Raw genomic sequence first — 14,630 nt, 5'->3', positions numbered from 1 at the left:
CGTTGCTTCGCGCCGGGCGCGGCCTTTCGGCCGCGCGCCCCACACCCAACCCTCTCCCCGCGAGCGGGGAGAGGTCTATGAACGAGCGCTCCGACCCACTAGATGTCCGCCATGACCGACAAGACCCCCGTCACCGTGCTCACCGGCTACCTCGGCGCCGGCAAGACCACCCTGCTGAACCGCATCCTCTCGGAGGACCACGGCAAGAAGTACGCCGTGATCGTCAACGAGTTCGGGGAAGTCGGGATCGACAACGACCTCATCGTCGGCGCCGACGAAGAGGTGTTCGAGATGAACAACGGCTGCGTCTGCTGCACGGTGCGCGGCGACCTGATCCGCGTGGTCTCGGGCCTGATGAAGCGCAAGGGCAAGTTCGACGCGATCATCGTCGAGACCACGGGCCTGGCGGACCCCGGCCCGGTGGCCCAGACCTTCTTCGTTGACGACGACGTGCGGGCCAAGGCCGAGCTGGACTCGGTCACGACGGTGGTCGACGCCAAGCACCTGCCGCTGCGGCTCGCCGACTCCAAGGAGGCGGTGGAGCAGATCGCCTTCGCCGACCAGATCATCCTCAATAAGACCGACCTCGTCTCCGAGGACGAGTTGCGCAACGTCGAGGCCCAGATCCGCCGGCTCAATCCGCTGGCGCCGATCCACCGGGCCCAGCGCTCCAACGTGCCGCTGGACGCGGTGCTGGGCCGCCACGGGTTCGATCTGGCCCGGATCACCGAGCTCCAGCCGGACTTCGCCAACCCCGCGCATGGCGAGCCGGGTCACGTGCACGACGAGCACTGCGACCACGATCACCACGATCACGATCATCACCACCACGATCATGACCATCACGCCCACGACCACGCGGCCGAGGCGGGGATCCGCGGGATCTCGCTGACGCTCGATCGGCCGATCAACGCCAACAAGGTGACGACCTGGCTGAACGATGTGCTGCAGGCGCAAGGGCCGGACATCCTGCGCGCCAAGGGCATCCTCGACATCGCTGGCGAGGACCGGCGGCTGGTCTTCCAGGCCGTGCACATGATCCTGGAAGGCGACTTCCAGCGCGAATGGCGCGAGGGCGACAAGCGCTTCTCCCGCCTGGTGTTCATCGGCCGCAACCTGGACGAGGACGCGCTGCGTAAGGGCTTCGAGGCCTGCGCGGCGTAAATATAGACCTCTCCCCCCGCCTTGCGGGGGGAGAGGGTTGGGTGAGGGGGGCTTCGGAGCGCGCGCTCGGCGCCGGCCGGATTCGCCCCTGCCGCCGCGCCTCCCTCACCCAACCCTCTCCCTCCGGATGCGGAGGGAGAGGTCACAAAGAAAAGGCCCGCCAGGTCTCCCCGGCGGGCCTTCTGATTTCCGGCTGATCCGAAGCGCCTAGAGCTCTTCGTTGATCAGGGCGACCTGGTAGTAGCCGCCTTCCTGCAGGAGGTTCATCACGGCCATGAAGTCGCCGTAGCGGACCGTCCGGTCGGCGCGGATGTAGACGCGCTCTTCGGTGGGGTTCGGCTTGTTGATGATGCGGGCCAGGTCCGCGGTCAGGCTGTTGATGGCCGTCGCCTGCTCGCCGATGTAGAGGCCGCCGCCCTGCTGGATGTTGATCAGCGTCGGCTCCTCCACCTTCGCGCCCGGAGGCGGCGGAATGGCGGGCGGCAGGTCGAGCTTGATCGACACCGTGGCGGCCGGGACGGCCACCATGAAGATGATGAGGAGCACCAGCATCACGTCCACGAACGGCGTGACGTTGATGTCGCTGTTTTGGCCCAGGTCGAACTTACCGCCCCCGGAGCCGCCCAGCTTCGCACCCATTGAAACGTCCTTCCCTTGAGGCGGATTACGGCGCCGCCACTCGTCGCGTGACCCATCGCAAGGTGTTTCGCGCTTGTAAAGCCCCAACGCGCCCAGAGGCTTGCGGAGCCGCGTCCAAAGCCTCTGGGCAAGCCGGAATGCGGCGTCTAGAGGGCAGGCTCATGAACCAGCAGTATGACGCCTACGTCACCGCCGCCCTCTTCGACCGCACCGGCAAGGCCGCCTTCGCGCTCGGCGACGGGACGGTGCGGTTCGAGACCGGAGAGAGCATCGAGGCGCACGACGGCGCCGCGCTGGGCGCCTGCCTTCATCCGAGCGGCCAGGGCGTGCTGACCGGCGGCGACGACGGGCGGGTCGTCTGGTCGCGGCCCACGGCCGCCGAGGAAGTCGCCGCGCTCAAGGGCAAGTGGATCGACTCGGTCGCCGCCAGCGCCGAGTCCGGCCTGATCGCCTTCTGCGCCGGCCGCGAGCTGCACGTGCGCGATGTGAAGGACGCCGCCTTCGCCCGGACCTTCCAGCACGAGAAGTCGGTGGCCGACGTCGCCTTCGACCCCAAGGGGCGGCGGATCGCGGCGGCCACCTACGGCGGCGTCTGGCTCTGGTACGCCCGCATCGCCGAGCAGAAGCCGGCGGTGCTCTCCTGGGCCGGCAGCCACGTGGCCATCGCCTGGAGCCCGGACGGCAAGTTCCTGATCAGCGCCATGCAGGAGAACCAGCTGCACGGCTGGCGGGTGGCCGACGAGAAGAACATGCGGATGGGCGGCTATCCGGCCAAGGTGAAGAGCCTGGCCTTCCTGTCCAAGGGCCAGCTGATGGCCACCTCCGGGGCCAACGGCGCGGTGGTCTGGCCGTTCGCCGGCTCCACCGGGCCCATGGGCAAGCAGGCGGCCGAGGTCGGCTTCGACGAATCCGCCATGGTGGTCCGCGTGGCGGCCCAGCCGAGCGGCCCCTGGCTCGCCGCCGGCCTCGACGACGGCCGGGTCTGGGCCAGCGACCTGAAGAGCGCCCGCCACGACGTCATCAAGGCCGAGAAGGGCCCACCGATCACCGCGCTCGCCATGACCCCCGACGCTAGGCGCCTCGCCTGGGGCGACGAGGAGGGCGGGGCGGGGGTGGTGGATATCGAACCCTAAGACCTCTCCCCCCGACCGGCGGGGGGAGAGGGTTGGGTGAGGGGGGACTTTCCGCCTGCACCTGTTTCCGTCGCTTCGCGCCGGGCGCGGCTGCGCCGCGCGCCCTCACCCAACCCTCTCCCGCAAGCGGGAGAGGTCTATGGCTCCTCCGCCTCACTCCACCTCAGCGGCGGCGCCTGCGCATGCAGCCGCTCCAGCGCCTCGCGGACCTCCTCCATGAAGGCGTCCTTGTCGCCGGCCCAGCGGAGCGGCGGGCCCACGTGCACCGAGCAGTTCAGCGGCACGGGCACGCTCTCGCCCTTGGGCAGGACGCGGCCGGCGCCGGCGATCCAGGCGGGGATAACCGGCGCTTCGGGGAAGGCGGCGGCCAGGCGCGCGACGCCGGTCTTCAGCGGCTGCAGCCGGTCGGAAGCGTCGCCGCGGGTGCCTTCCGGGTAGATCAGCACGATGTCGCCCTGGTCCAGGGCCTCGCGGGCCGGGGCCAGCACGTCGGTCCCGGCGCCGGCCTTCTTCCGCTCCACCGGCACGATGCCGATCACGTGGCGGGAGAACCAGCCGATCACCGGGTTGGCCAGGAAGTAGTCGGCCGCCGCGGCGGGGCGGACGCGCGCCAGCGCCCTGGCCGGGAAGATGGACAGCATCAGCAGGGTGTCGACGTGGCTGTTGTGGTTGGCGACGACGATCGCCGGCCCCTTGGTCGGCAGGTGCTCGCGCCCGTAGACGTCCGCCCCGGCGATGATCCGGGCCGCAGGCCGGGCGATGAGCACCAAGAGGAGGAGGCGCAGCCAGCCCATCAGTACGTCTGGAGGTGGAAGAAGGCGAGGAGGTGGAAGAACAGCGGGGCGGTGAACACCAGGCTGTCGGCCCGGTCCAGCACCCCGCCGTGGCCGGGGATGAAGGCCGAGGTGTCCTTCACCCCGATGTCCCGCTTGACGGCCGACATGGTCACGTCCCCCGCAAACCCCGCCAGCGGCAGGGTGATCGCCAGCGTCCACAGGCCTGCGCCCTCGAAGGGCGTCAGCTTCGGCCCCACCAGCACGATCAGGGCGGCGGTCAGGATCCACCCGCCGAGGAAGCCCTCCCAGGTCTTGTTGGGGCTGACCTTGGGGAGGATCTTGTGGCGGCCGAACAGCTTGCCGGCGACGTACTGGGCGACGTCGTTCCCCTCGGTGGCCAGCAGCAGCATGAAGACGAGGCCCGCAGGGCCGGCCTGCGGCGCATCCCACTCCGGCACGCGCATCAGCAGGGCGACGTAGCCGAGGTTGTAGACGCAGGTCACCACGGCGAAGTGGAAGACCGAGGCCCTGGGCAGATAGTCGTGGGTGTTGCCGATCATCGCCATCGCCGTCGGCACGGCCATGAAGACGTAGACCGGCACGAACACCAGGTAGAACATGTAGATGTCGGCCGCCACGAAGGCGTAGTTCACCGGGATGGTCAGGTAGGCCGCCAGGATCAGCAGCCGGTCCTCCCGCGGGGTGGGGGCCAGCGACAGGAACTCCTTCAGCGCCAGGAAGGAGACCAGGGCGAAGAGGGCGGTCATCACCGGCCAGCCGCCGAGCAGGCCGGCGGTCAGAAGCGCGGCCATCGCCCACCATGAGTTCACTCTGAGTTGAAGGTTCCGGTGGTCGCCACCGGGCCTCAACCTTGGCAGTATGGCGGCCATGACGGCCCCCAGCGTCAGGGCGGCGAGCACCCCCGCCAGGCCCCACAGCAGCGCCGGCGGCCTGTTCACCCAAAAGTCGGAGATCGCCTCGACCATGCCCGCAACGCCCCCGCGCGTGCCGCGAGGATGGAGCGTTCGCCCCGCAGCGCAAGGCCGCGCCGCCTCCGGAGCCGCAAGCTGAGCCCAATGAGCGCCGACCTGGCCAACCGCCGCCCGCTGAAGTCGCGCGACACGGGCCCCGCCCGGGCCGCCGCCGCCGCCCTGGCGCGCGCCGGCGTCTCGCCGGACGCGGTCTCCGCCGCCGCGGTGGTGTTCGCCGCCGCCGGGGGCGGGCTCCTGGCCGCTTCGGGCGTGCTCGCCGACGTGTCGAGGATCGGCGCGCTGATCGGCGCGGCGGCCTGCATCCAGCTGCGGCTGATCTGCAACCTGCTGGACGGGATGGTGGCGGTCGAACATGGCCGCGGCGGTCCGGCCGGGCCGATCTGGAACGAGCTGCCGGACCGCATCGCCGACGGGCTGTTCCTGGTCGGCGCAGGCTACGGCGCGGCGCTCTCGGGCGTCGCCTGGGGCGAGCCCGCCGGCTGGGCCGCGGCCGTCTTCGCCGTGCTGACCGCCTACGTCCGCGAGCTCGGCCGCGCCCTCGGCCAGCCGGCGGACTTCTCCGGTCCCATGGCCAAGTCGCACCGGATGGCGCTGCTGACCCTTGCCGCCCTCATCGCCGCCGCCGAACCGCTCTGGGGCTGGCGGGGGCAGACCTTCGCCATCGCCTGCGCCCTCGTCGCCGCCGGCGCGGCCCTCACCGCCGCCCGCCGAACTTTGCGTCTCGCCCGCGGTTTGGGCGCCAACCCCGACAGGACCCCATGAGAAGCATCGCCTTCGCCATAGCCTACTGGGCGATCACCATCGTCCACGTCCTCGCCGCCGCCGCCGCCGCCCTCGCCCCCGGGCGCGGCGCCGTGCGGCGGGTCAGCAACCGCTACGCCAGGCGCATGGTCTGGGCCATGCGGGTGTTCGCCGGCATCCGGCTGGAGGTGCGCGGCCGCGAGCGGCTGCCGCAGGGCGCCTTCATCATCGCCGCCAAGCACCAGTCCTGGGGCGACGGCTTCTGCGCCTACTCCCAGTTCGAGGACCTGGCCTTCGTCACCGGCAACCACCTGGAGCGGTTCCCGCTGCTCAAGGGCGTGCTCGCCAAGCTCGGCGCCATCGTGGTCGACAACTGCGGCGGGCCCGAAGCGCGCCGGGCGCTCGCCGCCTCCGCCGCCGAGGCCCACAAGGAAGGCCGCAAGATCCTCATCTACCCGGAAGGCCACCTGGCCCCCGTCGGCCAGCGCTACCGCTACCGCACCGGCGTCTTCCACATGGCCCGCGACTTCCAGATGCCCGTCGTCCCCGTCGCCACCAACCTCGGCCTCTTCTGGCCCCAGCAGAAGTTCGAGAAGCGCCCCGGGACCGCGGTCCTCGAGTTCCTCGAGCCCATCCCCGCCGGCCTGCCGCGCGGCGAGTTCATGGCCCGGCTGGAGGAAGCGGTGGAGTCGCGCACCGCCGAGCTCGTCGCCGAAGCCACCGGCCAGCCGGTGACGCCCTCGGTGCTGGCGATCCCCGAAGCCGAACAGGCCCAGGCCGCCGCCGCCGAGGCGAAGGCGAGCGCCTGAGCCCTCTGACCTCTCCCCCCGCTCGGCGGGGGGAGAGGGTTGGGTGAGGGGGGCGTCGCCGCCTTCACCGGTTCTTGGGATGGTCCTGCCGCCGGACCTCCCTCACCCTACCCTCTCCCTCCGCATGCGGAGGGAGAGGTCTTTCAGTCGTCGAACCCCCGCATCTGCCCCCACGCCTCGAACGGGTCGCGGCTGGCGAGGAGGGTGTTGATGGGGGCGTCAGGATCCCGGAAGCCCAGCGCCATCCCCGAGAAGACCATCAGCTCCTCGGGAAGGGAGAGGAACTGCGCGATCGTCTGCGGGTAGCGGGCCCAGTACTCCTGGGGGCAGGTGTCGAGGCCCTGCTCGAGCGCCAGCAGCATGACGTTCTGCATGTACATGCCCAGGTCCGCCCACTGCGGCGGGCCGAGCTTGCGGTCGAGGCAGAAGAAGATCCCCACCGGGGCGCCGAAGAAGGTCCCGTTCTTCGCCAGCTGGCGCAGCCTGGCGGGCTTGTCCTCTCGCGCGATGCCGATGGTGGCGTAGAGGTCCTCGCCATTCTGGAACCTGCGGGTGCGGAACGGCTCCCACAGGTTGGGCGGATAGACGTCGTACTCGGGCGTCTCGCCGAACGGGTTGGCGGCGACCTGGGCCTTGAAGGCCTCGAGCGGCTCGCCGGCCAGGGCGTAGACCCGCCAGGGCTGCAGGTTGCCGCCGGAGGGCGCCTTGGCCGCCGCCTGCAGGATCTGGCGCACCACCGCGCCCGGCACCGGGTCGGGCCTGAAGGCGCGGATCGAGACGCGGCGGGCGATCGCTTCGGAGACGTTCACGCGTGGGACCTTTGGCTCGCTTGCCGGGAGGGGCGAGCCTCGCTAGCACCGGACCTCAAGGTCAAGGCAAGGACATCGTCTCCAAGTGGCACGCAGCTCCCGCCCGGGCCCGATCGGCCGGCTGTTCCGGCTCCTGGTGACGCTGGTGGTCGTCTTCGGGATCGCAGGTCCGGTGCTGGCGGTGGCCGCCTACCGCTTCGTGCCGCCGCCGCTGACCTACCTGATGGTCCAGCGCGCCTTCGAGGGCCGCGGCTTCTCCCGCGACTGGGTGCCCCTGGAGGAGATCAATCCGCGGCTGGTGCGGGCGGTGATCGCCGCCGAGGACGCCCGCTTCTGCGAGCACCGCGGCTTCGACGTCGAGGCGATCCAGAAGGCCCTGGAGAACAATCAGCGCCAGCCGAACCGCATCCGCGGCGGCTCGACCATCAGCCAGCAGACGGCCAAGAACGTCTTCCTGTGGCCGCAGCGCGACTGGGTGCGCAAGGGGCTGGAGGCCTACTTCACGGTCCTCATCGAGCTCGGCTGGGGCAAGCGGCGGATCATGGAGGTCTACCTGAACTCCATCGAATGGGGGCCGGGGATCTATGGGGCCGAAGCGGCGGCGCGGAAGTACTTCGGCGTCTCGGCGAAGGACCTGAGCGCCAATCAGGCCGCCCGCATGGCCGCGGTGCTGCCCAACCCGCTGGAGTGGCGCGCCGACCGGCCGGGCCCCTACGTGCGCCGCCGCTCGGGCAGCATCACCGCCAACGCCGGCATCGTCCGCCGCGCGGGCTCGGCCGCCTGCGTGCTGGACACCGCCGCGGCCGCCGCGCCGGAGGAGAAGCCCGCCCCTGGCAAGCGCCGCCAGCTGGTCATAGAGAAGGCGCCGGAAATCATCCCCGAGCTGCCGCCCGAGGCCCCGGCCCTGGTCCCCGATCCGCCGCCCGCCGCCGAGCCGCCTCCCGAGCCGGCGGTCGAGCCGCCGCCGGTGCTGGACATCCCACCGCCCGAACCGGCGCCGGACGCGCCGCCGCTCTGATGCGCCTTCCTTTCCTGCGAAGCGGGAGAGGGGCCGGCGAACGCCGGCTGAAGAGCGGTGGGGGAGAGGGAAAGCCACAGACACCGAGGCGGGCTCGTGCGTTGATGAAGCGGGGCGGTCGGGCCGCGCTTGCGGCTCGCCCTCTCCACCACGCGCTCTGCGGCGCGTGGTCCCCCTCTCCCATGAATGGGAGAGGAAGATCGGTTAAGCCTTGCCTTGAGGCGCAAAGTTGCGCCAGATCGCGGGTATCCCGTGAACACATGCCCTGGAGGAGGCCATCATGCGCGTCGGCGTGCCCCGCGAGATCAAGCCCGGCGAACACCGCGTCGGCCTGACGCCCACCGCCGTCCGCGAGTACGTGGCCCGCGGGCACGAGGTGCTGGTGGAGGCCGGCGCCGGGCTCGGCGCAGGATATGCGGACGAAGCCTACCAGCGGGCGGGGGCGCAGATCGCGCCGGACGCCGCGGCGGTGTTCGCCGGGGTCCAGCTGATCGTGAAGGTCAAGGAGCCGCAGCCGGAGGAGTGGGCCAGGCTCACGCCGGACCACATCCTCTTCACCTACCTGCACCTGGCGCCGGACCCGCGCCAGGCGCAGGGCCTGCTGGACAGCGGCTGCGCCGCCATCGCCTACGAGACGGTGACCGACGCGGCCGGCGGCCTGCCGCTGCTGGCGCCGATGTCCGAGGTGGCGGGGCGGATCGCGGTGTTCTCGGCCGGCGAGACCCTGCTCAAGCACAACGGCGGCATGGGCCTGCTGCTCTCCGGCGTGCCGGGCGTGCCGCCGGCCCGGATCTGCGTGCTCGGCGGCGGCGTCGTGGGCATGAACGCGGCGCGCATGGCCGCGGGCCTGGGCGCCGAGGTGGTGGTTCTAGAGCGTTCGATCCCGCGCATGCGGGTGCTGGACGACATGTTCCTGGGCCGGATCCTGACCCGCTACTCGACCCTGGACGCGGTGGAGGAGGAGGTGCTGAAGGCCGACGTGGTGATCGGCGCCGTGCTGACCGCCGGGGCCGCCGCGCCCAAGCTGGTCCGCCGCGAGCACCTGTCGCGGATGAAGCGCGGCTCGGTGCTGGTGGACGTCTCCATCGACCAGGGCGGCTGCTTCGAGACCAGCCGGCCCACCACCCATGCCGATCCGACCTACGTCGTGGACGGGGTCGTGCACTACTGCGTGGCCAACATGCCGGGGGCGGCGCCGCGCACCTCCTCCGACGCCCTGGTGCACGCGACCCTGTCCTTCGGCCTGGACCTGGCCGACCGGGGCCTCGACGCGCTGATCCGCGACAGGCACCTGGCCAAGGGGCTCAACGTGCTGAAGGGCGAGGTCACCCACCCGGCCGTCGCCGGCGCGCTCGACAAGCCGTTCGTCGATCCCTTCGGCGTCTGGGCCTAGAGCCTGTTCCAGGCGGGGCCGCTCACACTCGCGCCTAACGCGCTCTAGCGGTCGAACCAGCCGAGCCAGTCGCCGACGACGGACCTGAGGCGGTTCTTCTCGAGCACATAGATCCGCTCGCGTCCCCGCTTGACCACCGACACGAGGCCCGCGTCGCGCAGCACCTTCAGATGCCTGCTTGTGGTCGCCCAGGTGCAGCCAAATCGCTCGGCGATGTCGCCGGCGGTCATCTCGCCGCCCCGGAAGTGCAGCGTGAGCAGGATCTGGCGGCGCGAGGCGTGCGCGACGGCGCCGAACACCTGCTCGGCGGACGCCACCTCCGCGGCTGGATCAGGCGGCGTGGGGGTCGAACGGTCGGAAATGCGGGAACTCCATGGGCGGCCGACCCTCGCGCGATTCCGTCAGTCCGCCCATCGGCTCCCACACCGACATGACCGCAGGCGTCTCGTGGGCGAGGCGCGCGGACTCGGCGCCGGCCCAGCTGAAGATCTCGACGAAGGTGACACCCTTTTCGTCATGCGGGTCCGGGCCGGGCGCGGATTCGAAGACCAGGGCCGGCTGATCGGTGGCCAGCCCGGCGTCCCGCAGGGTCGGCCAGTGGCGCCGCAGCAGGTCCAGGAAGGCGTCCCTCGCCCCAGCTTTCACCCGGTAGGTGCAGATGACGGTGTGCTCATTGAACGACATGGCGGTCTCCCTTGCTTCGACACTTAGCAAGTTAGCTAATTGTTGGAAAGCCCAGGGAGGAGGCGGGATTCCATTCCATGTCTGGGGGCCAGGCGGCCGGCTTCAGGCCTCGGTCACGTCGGGCGCTGACCGTCCCGTTTACGGCGCGCGCTGCGGGCGGAGTCGAAGCGCACCAGGTTGCCGCGCGACGGCTGGGCCAGGGTGGCGCTGACGGCCCGCGACAGCTCGTCGAGCTTGTAGGGCTTGTGCAGGATCGGGAATTCGTCGCCGAGCCCCTGGGTCGTCTGGCTGTAGCCGGTGGCCAGCAGCACAGGCAGGTCCGGGTGCTCGTCGCGCAGACGCCGCGCGAGCGCCAGGCCGTCCATCTCGCCGGCCATCACCACGTCCGTGAACACCAGGTCCGGGGCCTCGCCCTCGTGCAGGGCGGCGAGCGCGGCGGCGGTGTTGCCCACGACCCGGCAGCGGTGCCCGAGCTGCTCCAGCAGCGCGGCGGCGACCTCGGCCACCTCGGGATTGTCCTCCACCACCAGGATCTGCGCGCCGACCGCGGTCGCCGGCTCCTCCTGCTCGCCCTGGCCGCCCTCGGCCGGCGCGGCCTGGCTGCGCGGCAGGTAGAGGGTGATGGTCGTTCCGTGGCCGAGCTCGCTCGACACCGTCACCGTGCCGCCCGACTGCTTGGCGAAACCGTAGACCTGGGACAGCCCCAGGCCGGTTCCCTTGTCCACGTCCTTGGTCGTGAAGAACGGGTCGAAGATCTTGGGCAGGATGTCGGGCGGTATGCCCACCCCGGTGTCGCTCACCGAGATGGCGACGAAGTCGCCCTGGATGTCCTCGTGCTTGCCCGCCTCCAGGGTGGTGTTCTCGGCCACCAGAGTGAGGGCGCCGCCGGCGGGCATGGCGTCGCGGGCGTTCACCGCCAGGTTCAGGAGCGCGAGCTCCAGTTCGCCCGGGTCGACCTTCACCGGCCAGAGCGACGGGGGCAGGTCCACGCAGATCGAAAGCCGGCTCGGCAAGCCGGCGGAGATCAGCTCCTTGAGCGCTCCGGCGCGGTCGGACAGCGACACCGCCGTCGGCTGCAGGCGCTGCCGCCGCGAGAAGGCCAGGAGGTGGCGCGTCAGGTCCTCGCCCCGCCGGGCCGAGGCCTCGATCGCGTCCAGGGCCCGCAGGGCGCGGGGATCGTCCTGCAGCTTCTTGCGCAGCAGCTGGGCCTGTCCGGAGACCACCATCAGCAGGTTGTTGAAATCGTGGGCGACGCCGCCGGTGAGCTGGCCGAGCGCCTCCATCTTCTGGGCCTGGGCGAGCTGGTCGTGCGCCCGCCGCAGCTCCAGCTGGGCGTTGCGCTTCTCGGTGATGTCCCGGGTGATCTTGGCGAAGCCGATCAGCCGCCCGCTCTCGTCGCGGATCGCGTCGATCACCGCGCTGGCCCAGAACAGCGTGCCGTCCTTGCGCACCCGCCAGCCCTCGGACTCGTAGCGGCCCGTCTCCGCGGCGGTGCTGAGGGCGCGGAACGGCACTCCGGCCGCGCGGTCGGTCTCCGTGTAGAAGCGCGAGAAATGCTGGCCGACGATCTCGTCGGAGGTGTAGCCCTTGATGTGCTCGGCGCCCGCATTCCAGTTCGAAACGATGCCGTTCGGGTCGAGCATGTAGAGGGCGTAGTCCACCACCCCGCCCACCAGCAGCCGGAACTGCTGCTCGCTCTCCGCCAGCGCCTCCTGCGCCGCCTTCCGCTCGGAGATGTCGCGGGTGATCTTGGCGAAGCCGATGTGCCGGCCGTCCTCGTCGTAGATGGCGTCGATCACCACGCTCGCCCAAAACCGGCTGCCGTCCTTGCGCAGGCGCCAGCCCTCGGACTCGAAGCGGCCTTCCTTCAGCGCCGTATGCAGCGAGCGGGCGGGCAGGCCGGCCCGGCGGTCCTCCGGGGTGTGGAACATGCTGAAGTGGCGGCCGACGACATCGCCTGCGAGGTATCCCTTGATCCGCTCGGCGCCGCGGTTCCAGTTGGTGATCATGCCCTCCGGGTCGAGCATGTACATGGCGTAGTCGATCACGCCCTCGACCAGCAGGCGGAAGCGGCGCTCGCTTTCCATCAGCGCCTGTTGGGCCTCCCGCTGCTCCGTCAGGTCGCGGGTGACCTTGGCGAAGCCGATCAGCTCGCCGGCCTCGTCGCGGATCGCATGCAGGGCGGCCTGAGACCAGAACCGGCTGCCGTCCTTGCGGATGCGCCAGCCCTCGCTGACCGCCTTGCCGTGGTCGCGGGCCTCCGCCATCAGCCGCTCGGGCATTCCGCTCCGGCGATCCTCGAGTGAGAAGAAGCGGGAGAACGACTGGCCGATGATCTCGTCGGCCGAATAGCCCTTGATGCGGGCCGCGCCGGTGTTCCAGCTCGCGACCCGCCCCTCGGCGTCAAGCATGTAGATGGCGTACTCGGTGACCGAGTCCACCAGCAGCTGAAAACGCCGCTCGGGGTCCGTAATTCGGCTCATCGGTAAATCTTGACCCCTATCGGGCCTCCCGCGGCAAGCCGATTAGCCGGCGGGTGGACAAAATTAGCTTGGTTAAAGCCCGTGCGGGGCCGAATCACGGAATTGACTCCCGCGTCCGCGACGCCAATGGATTGTCGCGTTCGACGAAGGGAGGCCTCGTGACCCCAGCCGTACATCAGCTTCGTCCCCCCGGCGACCCGCCCGATGAAGACGGTATAACGGCTTCACCTTACGGCCAGTTCCCCCAGGAGCACGACGACCTCCCGTACAAGGTCGAGGTCTGGGACCCGACCGGGGAGGCCATTGAGTTGGTGGTGGCGATCAGCGTCAGCCCCGCCATCGGCTACGCCGCCTATTACGCAGCCACCCGCGAGTATCCCGGGCGGGCGATCACCCTGCGCCACAAGGGCTCGGTGATCAGCCGCTGGACCGGCCAGCCGCATTGAGGCGGGCGGCGGCGTCGTGATCGAAGGCAAGGACGAGGGCCGGGTGATCCCGCTGGAGGCCGCCGCCGGGACCTCCCGGCAGCTGCCGTATGCGGTCGAACTCTGGAACCTGCCGCGCACCGCCCCCGAGCGCGTGGTCGGCCGCGCCGCCAGCGCCGTCGTCGCGCGGGCGATATTCCTTGCGGCGCAGAGCGAGCATCTGGGCCGCAAGCTGGTGCTGCGCCGCGGAGCGCGGGTGCTGGCCGAGAGCGACTGAAGCAGGGCGTGCAGCAAGCCCGCCGCGAGCGAATGGGAGGATCGGATGTGTGACGACGATATCCATCAGGGGCTGGTGCACGATCCGTCGGTGTCGCGGCGGGCGTTCGGCCTGATGGGCGTGGCGGCCGCCGGCGCCGCCACCGCCGCCCGGGCGCAGGACAAGGTCGTCGAGAAGGACGTCTCGGTGAAGACGCCGGACGGGGAGGCGGACTCGGTCCTGTTCCATCCCGCGGGCCAGGGGACCTGGCCGGCGGTGTTGCTCTGGCCGGACATCCTGGGCCTTCGCCAGGTGTTCCGCGACATGGGCCGCCGGCTGGCCGCCGAGGGCTATGTCGTGCTGGTGGTGAACCCCTTCTACCGGGCCAAGAAGGCGCCGATCGTCGACGGGGCCTTCAACTTCGCCAACCCGGAGGACCGGGCCAAGATCGCCCCGCTGCGGGCGACGCTGACGCCGCCGAACGTCGACAAGGACGCCGTCGCCTATGTGGCCTTCCTCGACGCCCAGCCGCAGACGAACAAGAAGGCCAAGGTGGGCGTCCAGGGCTACTGCATGGGCGGGCCGCTGTCGTTCCGCACCGCCGCGGCGGTCCCGAACCGGATCGGGGCGGTGGCCAGCTTCCACGGCGGGGGCCTGCACACCGCCGAGGCGACCAGTCCCCACCTGCTGATCCCCAAGACCAACGCCGAGTACCTCGTTCTCGTCGCCGACAACGACGACAAGAAGGAGCCGGACGTGAAGGACAAGCTCAAGGCCGCCTTCGCCGAGGCCGGGCGGCCCGCCAAGGTCGAGGTCTACGCCGGCGCCGACCACGGTTGGACGGTGAAAGGCTCGCAGGTCTACAACGAACCCGCCGCCGAGAAGGCCTGGGCCGAGCTCCTGGCGCTCTACAAGCGGGCGCTGGGGTAGCCCCCTCCACCGCCTTCGGCGGTCCCCCTCCCCCAAGGGGGGAGGAGAATCGAGTGTGACGCCGCCGCTCTTCTCCTCCCCCTCTGGGGGAGGGGGACCACGCGTAGCGTGGTGGAGGGGGCCTTGCCACCTCCACCGTATCGGCGCATCTAGCGCCGCAGAGGCGGTTCCCCCGCAGGGGGGCCAAGAGGGAACGGGGTGAGGCGCTTCGCCGACTCCCCGGCTGTGCCCGCAACTGTAAGCGGCCAGGGCTTTGTCCGTCCGTCCCCAAGAGGGGCGGCGCCACTGGGAAACCGGGAAGGCGAGGGCGGGGTCCGTTACGAGCCGCGAGCCAGGAGACCTGCCGCCTTGTCGCTCGTCCGAGGCCCGGGACCAGGC

At 70.8% G+C, this 14,630-nt stretch carries 15 protein-coding genes, 1 pseudogene and 1 riboswitch; of the genes and pseudogenes, 9 read left to right on the top strand and 7 right to left on the bottom strand.

Annotated features, from left to right (window positions below; genetic code table 11):
* Positions 1-102: 102 nt before the first annotated feature.
* A complete protein-coding gene (locus tag ACFSC0_RS06470) occupies positions 103-1,164 on the top strand; it encodes a CobW family GTP-binding protein (protein ID WP_377282444.1) in 1,062 nt (353 codons plus the stop codon).
* Between the two features lie 207 nt (positions 1,165-1,371).
* On the opposite strand, the gene ACFSC0_RS06465 is transcribed toward ACFSC0_RS06470, so the two are convergent.
* The gene (locus ACFSC0_RS06465; RefSeq protein ID WP_377282445.1) at positions 1,372-1,803 is read right to left on the bottom strand and encodes a biopolymer transporter ExbD; all 432 of its coding nucleotides are present in this window, start codon (positions 1,801-1,803) and stop codon (positions 1,372-1,374) included.
* A gap of 161 nt (positions 1,804-1,964) precedes the next feature.
* Here ACFSC0_RS06465 and ACFSC0_RS06460 point away from each other — a divergent pair, with 161 nt between their 5' ends.
* Positions 1,965-2,936 (top strand): WD40 repeat domain-containing protein, encoded by a 972-nt coding sequence (locus tag ACFSC0_RS06460; RefSeq protein ID WP_377282446.1) that lies wholly within the window; start codon positions 1,965-1,967, stop codon positions 2,934-2,936.
* A gap of 137 nt (positions 2,937-3,073) precedes the next feature.
* Here the strand turns inward: ACFSC0_RS06460 and ACFSC0_RS06455 are convergent, their stop codons facing one another.
* Together ACFSC0_RS06455 and ACFSC0_RS06450 are read right to left on the bottom strand one after the other, a co-directional pair.
* Positions 3,074-3,730 (bottom strand): lysophospholipid acyltransferase family protein, encoded by a 657-nt coding sequence (locus ACFSC0_RS06455; protein WP_377282447.1) that lies wholly within the window; start codon positions 3,728-3,730, stop codon positions 3,074-3,076.
* Positions 3,730-4,698 (bottom strand): phosphatidate cytidylyltransferase, encoded by a 969-nt coding sequence (locus ACFSC0_RS06450; RefSeq protein WP_377282448.1) that lies wholly within the window; start codon positions 4,696-4,698, stop codon positions 3,730-3,732. Before ACFSC0_RS06450 ends, ACFSC0_RS06455 begins: the two co-directional genes overlap by 1 nt.
* Positions 4,699-4,788: 90 nt before the next feature.
* Between ACFSC0_RS06450 and ACFSC0_RS06445 the strand changes: the two genes are divergently transcribed.
* Entirely contained in the window at positions 4,789-5,466 is a 678-nt protein-coding gene (locus tag ACFSC0_RS06445; protein ID WP_377282449.1) for a CDP-alcohol phosphatidyltransferase family protein, read from the top strand.
* On the top strand, positions 5,463-6,254 hold the full coding sequence (locus tag ACFSC0_RS06440; RefSeq protein WP_377282450.1) for a lysophospholipid acyltransferase family protein: 792 nt from the start codon (positions 5,463-5,465) through the stop codon (positions 6,252-6,254). The genes ACFSC0_RS06445 and ACFSC0_RS06440 overlap by 4 nt, the downstream gene beginning before the upstream one ends.
* Before the next feature lie 143 nt (positions 6,255-6,397).
* Here the strand turns inward: ACFSC0_RS06440 and ACFSC0_RS06435 are convergent, their stop codons facing one another.
* The gene (locus ACFSC0_RS06435) at positions 6,398-7,063 is read right to left on the bottom strand and encodes a nitroreductase (RefSeq protein ID WP_377282451.1); all 666 of its coding nucleotides are present in this window, start codon (positions 7,061-7,063) and stop codon (positions 6,398-6,400) included.
* Between the two features lie 112 nt (positions 7,064-7,175).
* Here ACFSC0_RS06435 and mtgA point away from each other — a divergent pair.
* Positions 7,176-7,850, top strand: a pseudogene (mtgA, locus tag ACFSC0_RS06430) (monofunctional biosynthetic peptidoglycan transglycosylase); the annotation flags it as partial.
* 511 nt (positions 7,851-8,361) lie between these two features.
* The gene (ald, locus tag ACFSC0_RS06425) at positions 8,362-9,474 is read left to right on the top strand and encodes an alanine dehydrogenase (protein ID WP_377282452.1); all 1,113 of its coding nucleotides are present in this window, start codon (positions 8,362-8,364) and stop codon (positions 9,472-9,474) included.
* A 44-nt stretch (positions 9,475-9,518) separates the two neighbouring features.
* Here ald and ACFSC0_RS06420 read toward each other — a convergent pair whose 3' ends face one another.
* From ACFSC0_RS06420 to ACFSC0_RS06410, 3 genes are all read right to left on the bottom strand, one after another.
* Complete coding sequence (locus ACFSC0_RS06420; protein ID WP_377282453.1) at positions 9,519-9,791, bottom strand: metalloregulator ArsR/SmtB family transcription factor; 273 nt, start codon at positions 9,789-9,791, stop codon at positions 9,519-9,521.
* 13 nt (positions 9,792-9,804) lie between these two features.
* Complete coding sequence (locus tag ACFSC0_RS06415; RefSeq protein WP_377282454.1) at positions 9,805-10,158, bottom strand: hypothetical protein; 354 nt, start codon at positions 10,156-10,158, stop codon at positions 9,805-9,807.
* A 113-nt stretch (positions 10,159-10,271) separates the two neighbouring features.
* Positions 10,272-12,641 (bottom strand): PAS domain S-box protein, encoded by a 2,370-nt coding sequence (locus ACFSC0_RS06410; protein WP_377282455.1) that lies wholly within the window; start codon positions 12,639-12,641, stop codon positions 10,272-10,274.
* Positions 12,642-12,799: 158 nt separating this feature from the next.
* Between ACFSC0_RS06410 and ACFSC0_RS06405 the strand changes: the two genes are divergently transcribed.
* Genes ACFSC0_RS06405 through ACFSC0_RS06395 form a run of 3 tightly spaced genes read left to right on the top strand, consistent with a single transcriptional unit; the run spans position 12,800 to position 14,252 of the window.
* Positions 12,800-13,087, top strand: coding sequence for a hypothetical protein (locus ACFSC0_RS06405; RefSeq protein ID WP_377282456.1), 288 nt, complete (start codon positions 12,800-12,802; stop codon positions 13,085-13,087).
* Positions 13,088-13,103: 16 nt separating this feature from the next.
* A complete protein-coding gene (locus tag ACFSC0_RS06400) occupies positions 13,104-13,343 on the top strand; it encodes a hypothetical protein (protein ID WP_377282457.1) in 240 nt (79 codons plus the stop codon).
* Between the two features lie 45 nt (positions 13,344-13,388).
* Positions 13,389-14,252: a dienelactone hydrolase family protein gene (locus tag ACFSC0_RS06395; RefSeq protein WP_377282458.1), complete on the top strand. Its 864-nt coding sequence runs from the start codon at positions 13,389-13,391 to the stop codon at positions 14,250-14,252.
* Between the two features lie 147 nt (positions 14,253-14,399).
* Positions 14,400-14,614, top strand: a riboswitch (cobalamin riboswitch).
* Positions 14,615-14,630: the final 16 nt, after the last annotated feature.

This window comes from Phenylobacterium terrae (assembly GCF_042681205.1).
Lineage (GTDB): Bacteria > Pseudomonadota > Alphaproteobacteria > Caulobacterales > Caulobacteraceae > Phenylobacterium > Phenylobacterium terrae.
This window is presented reverse-complemented; position numbering and strand designations above follow the sequence as displayed.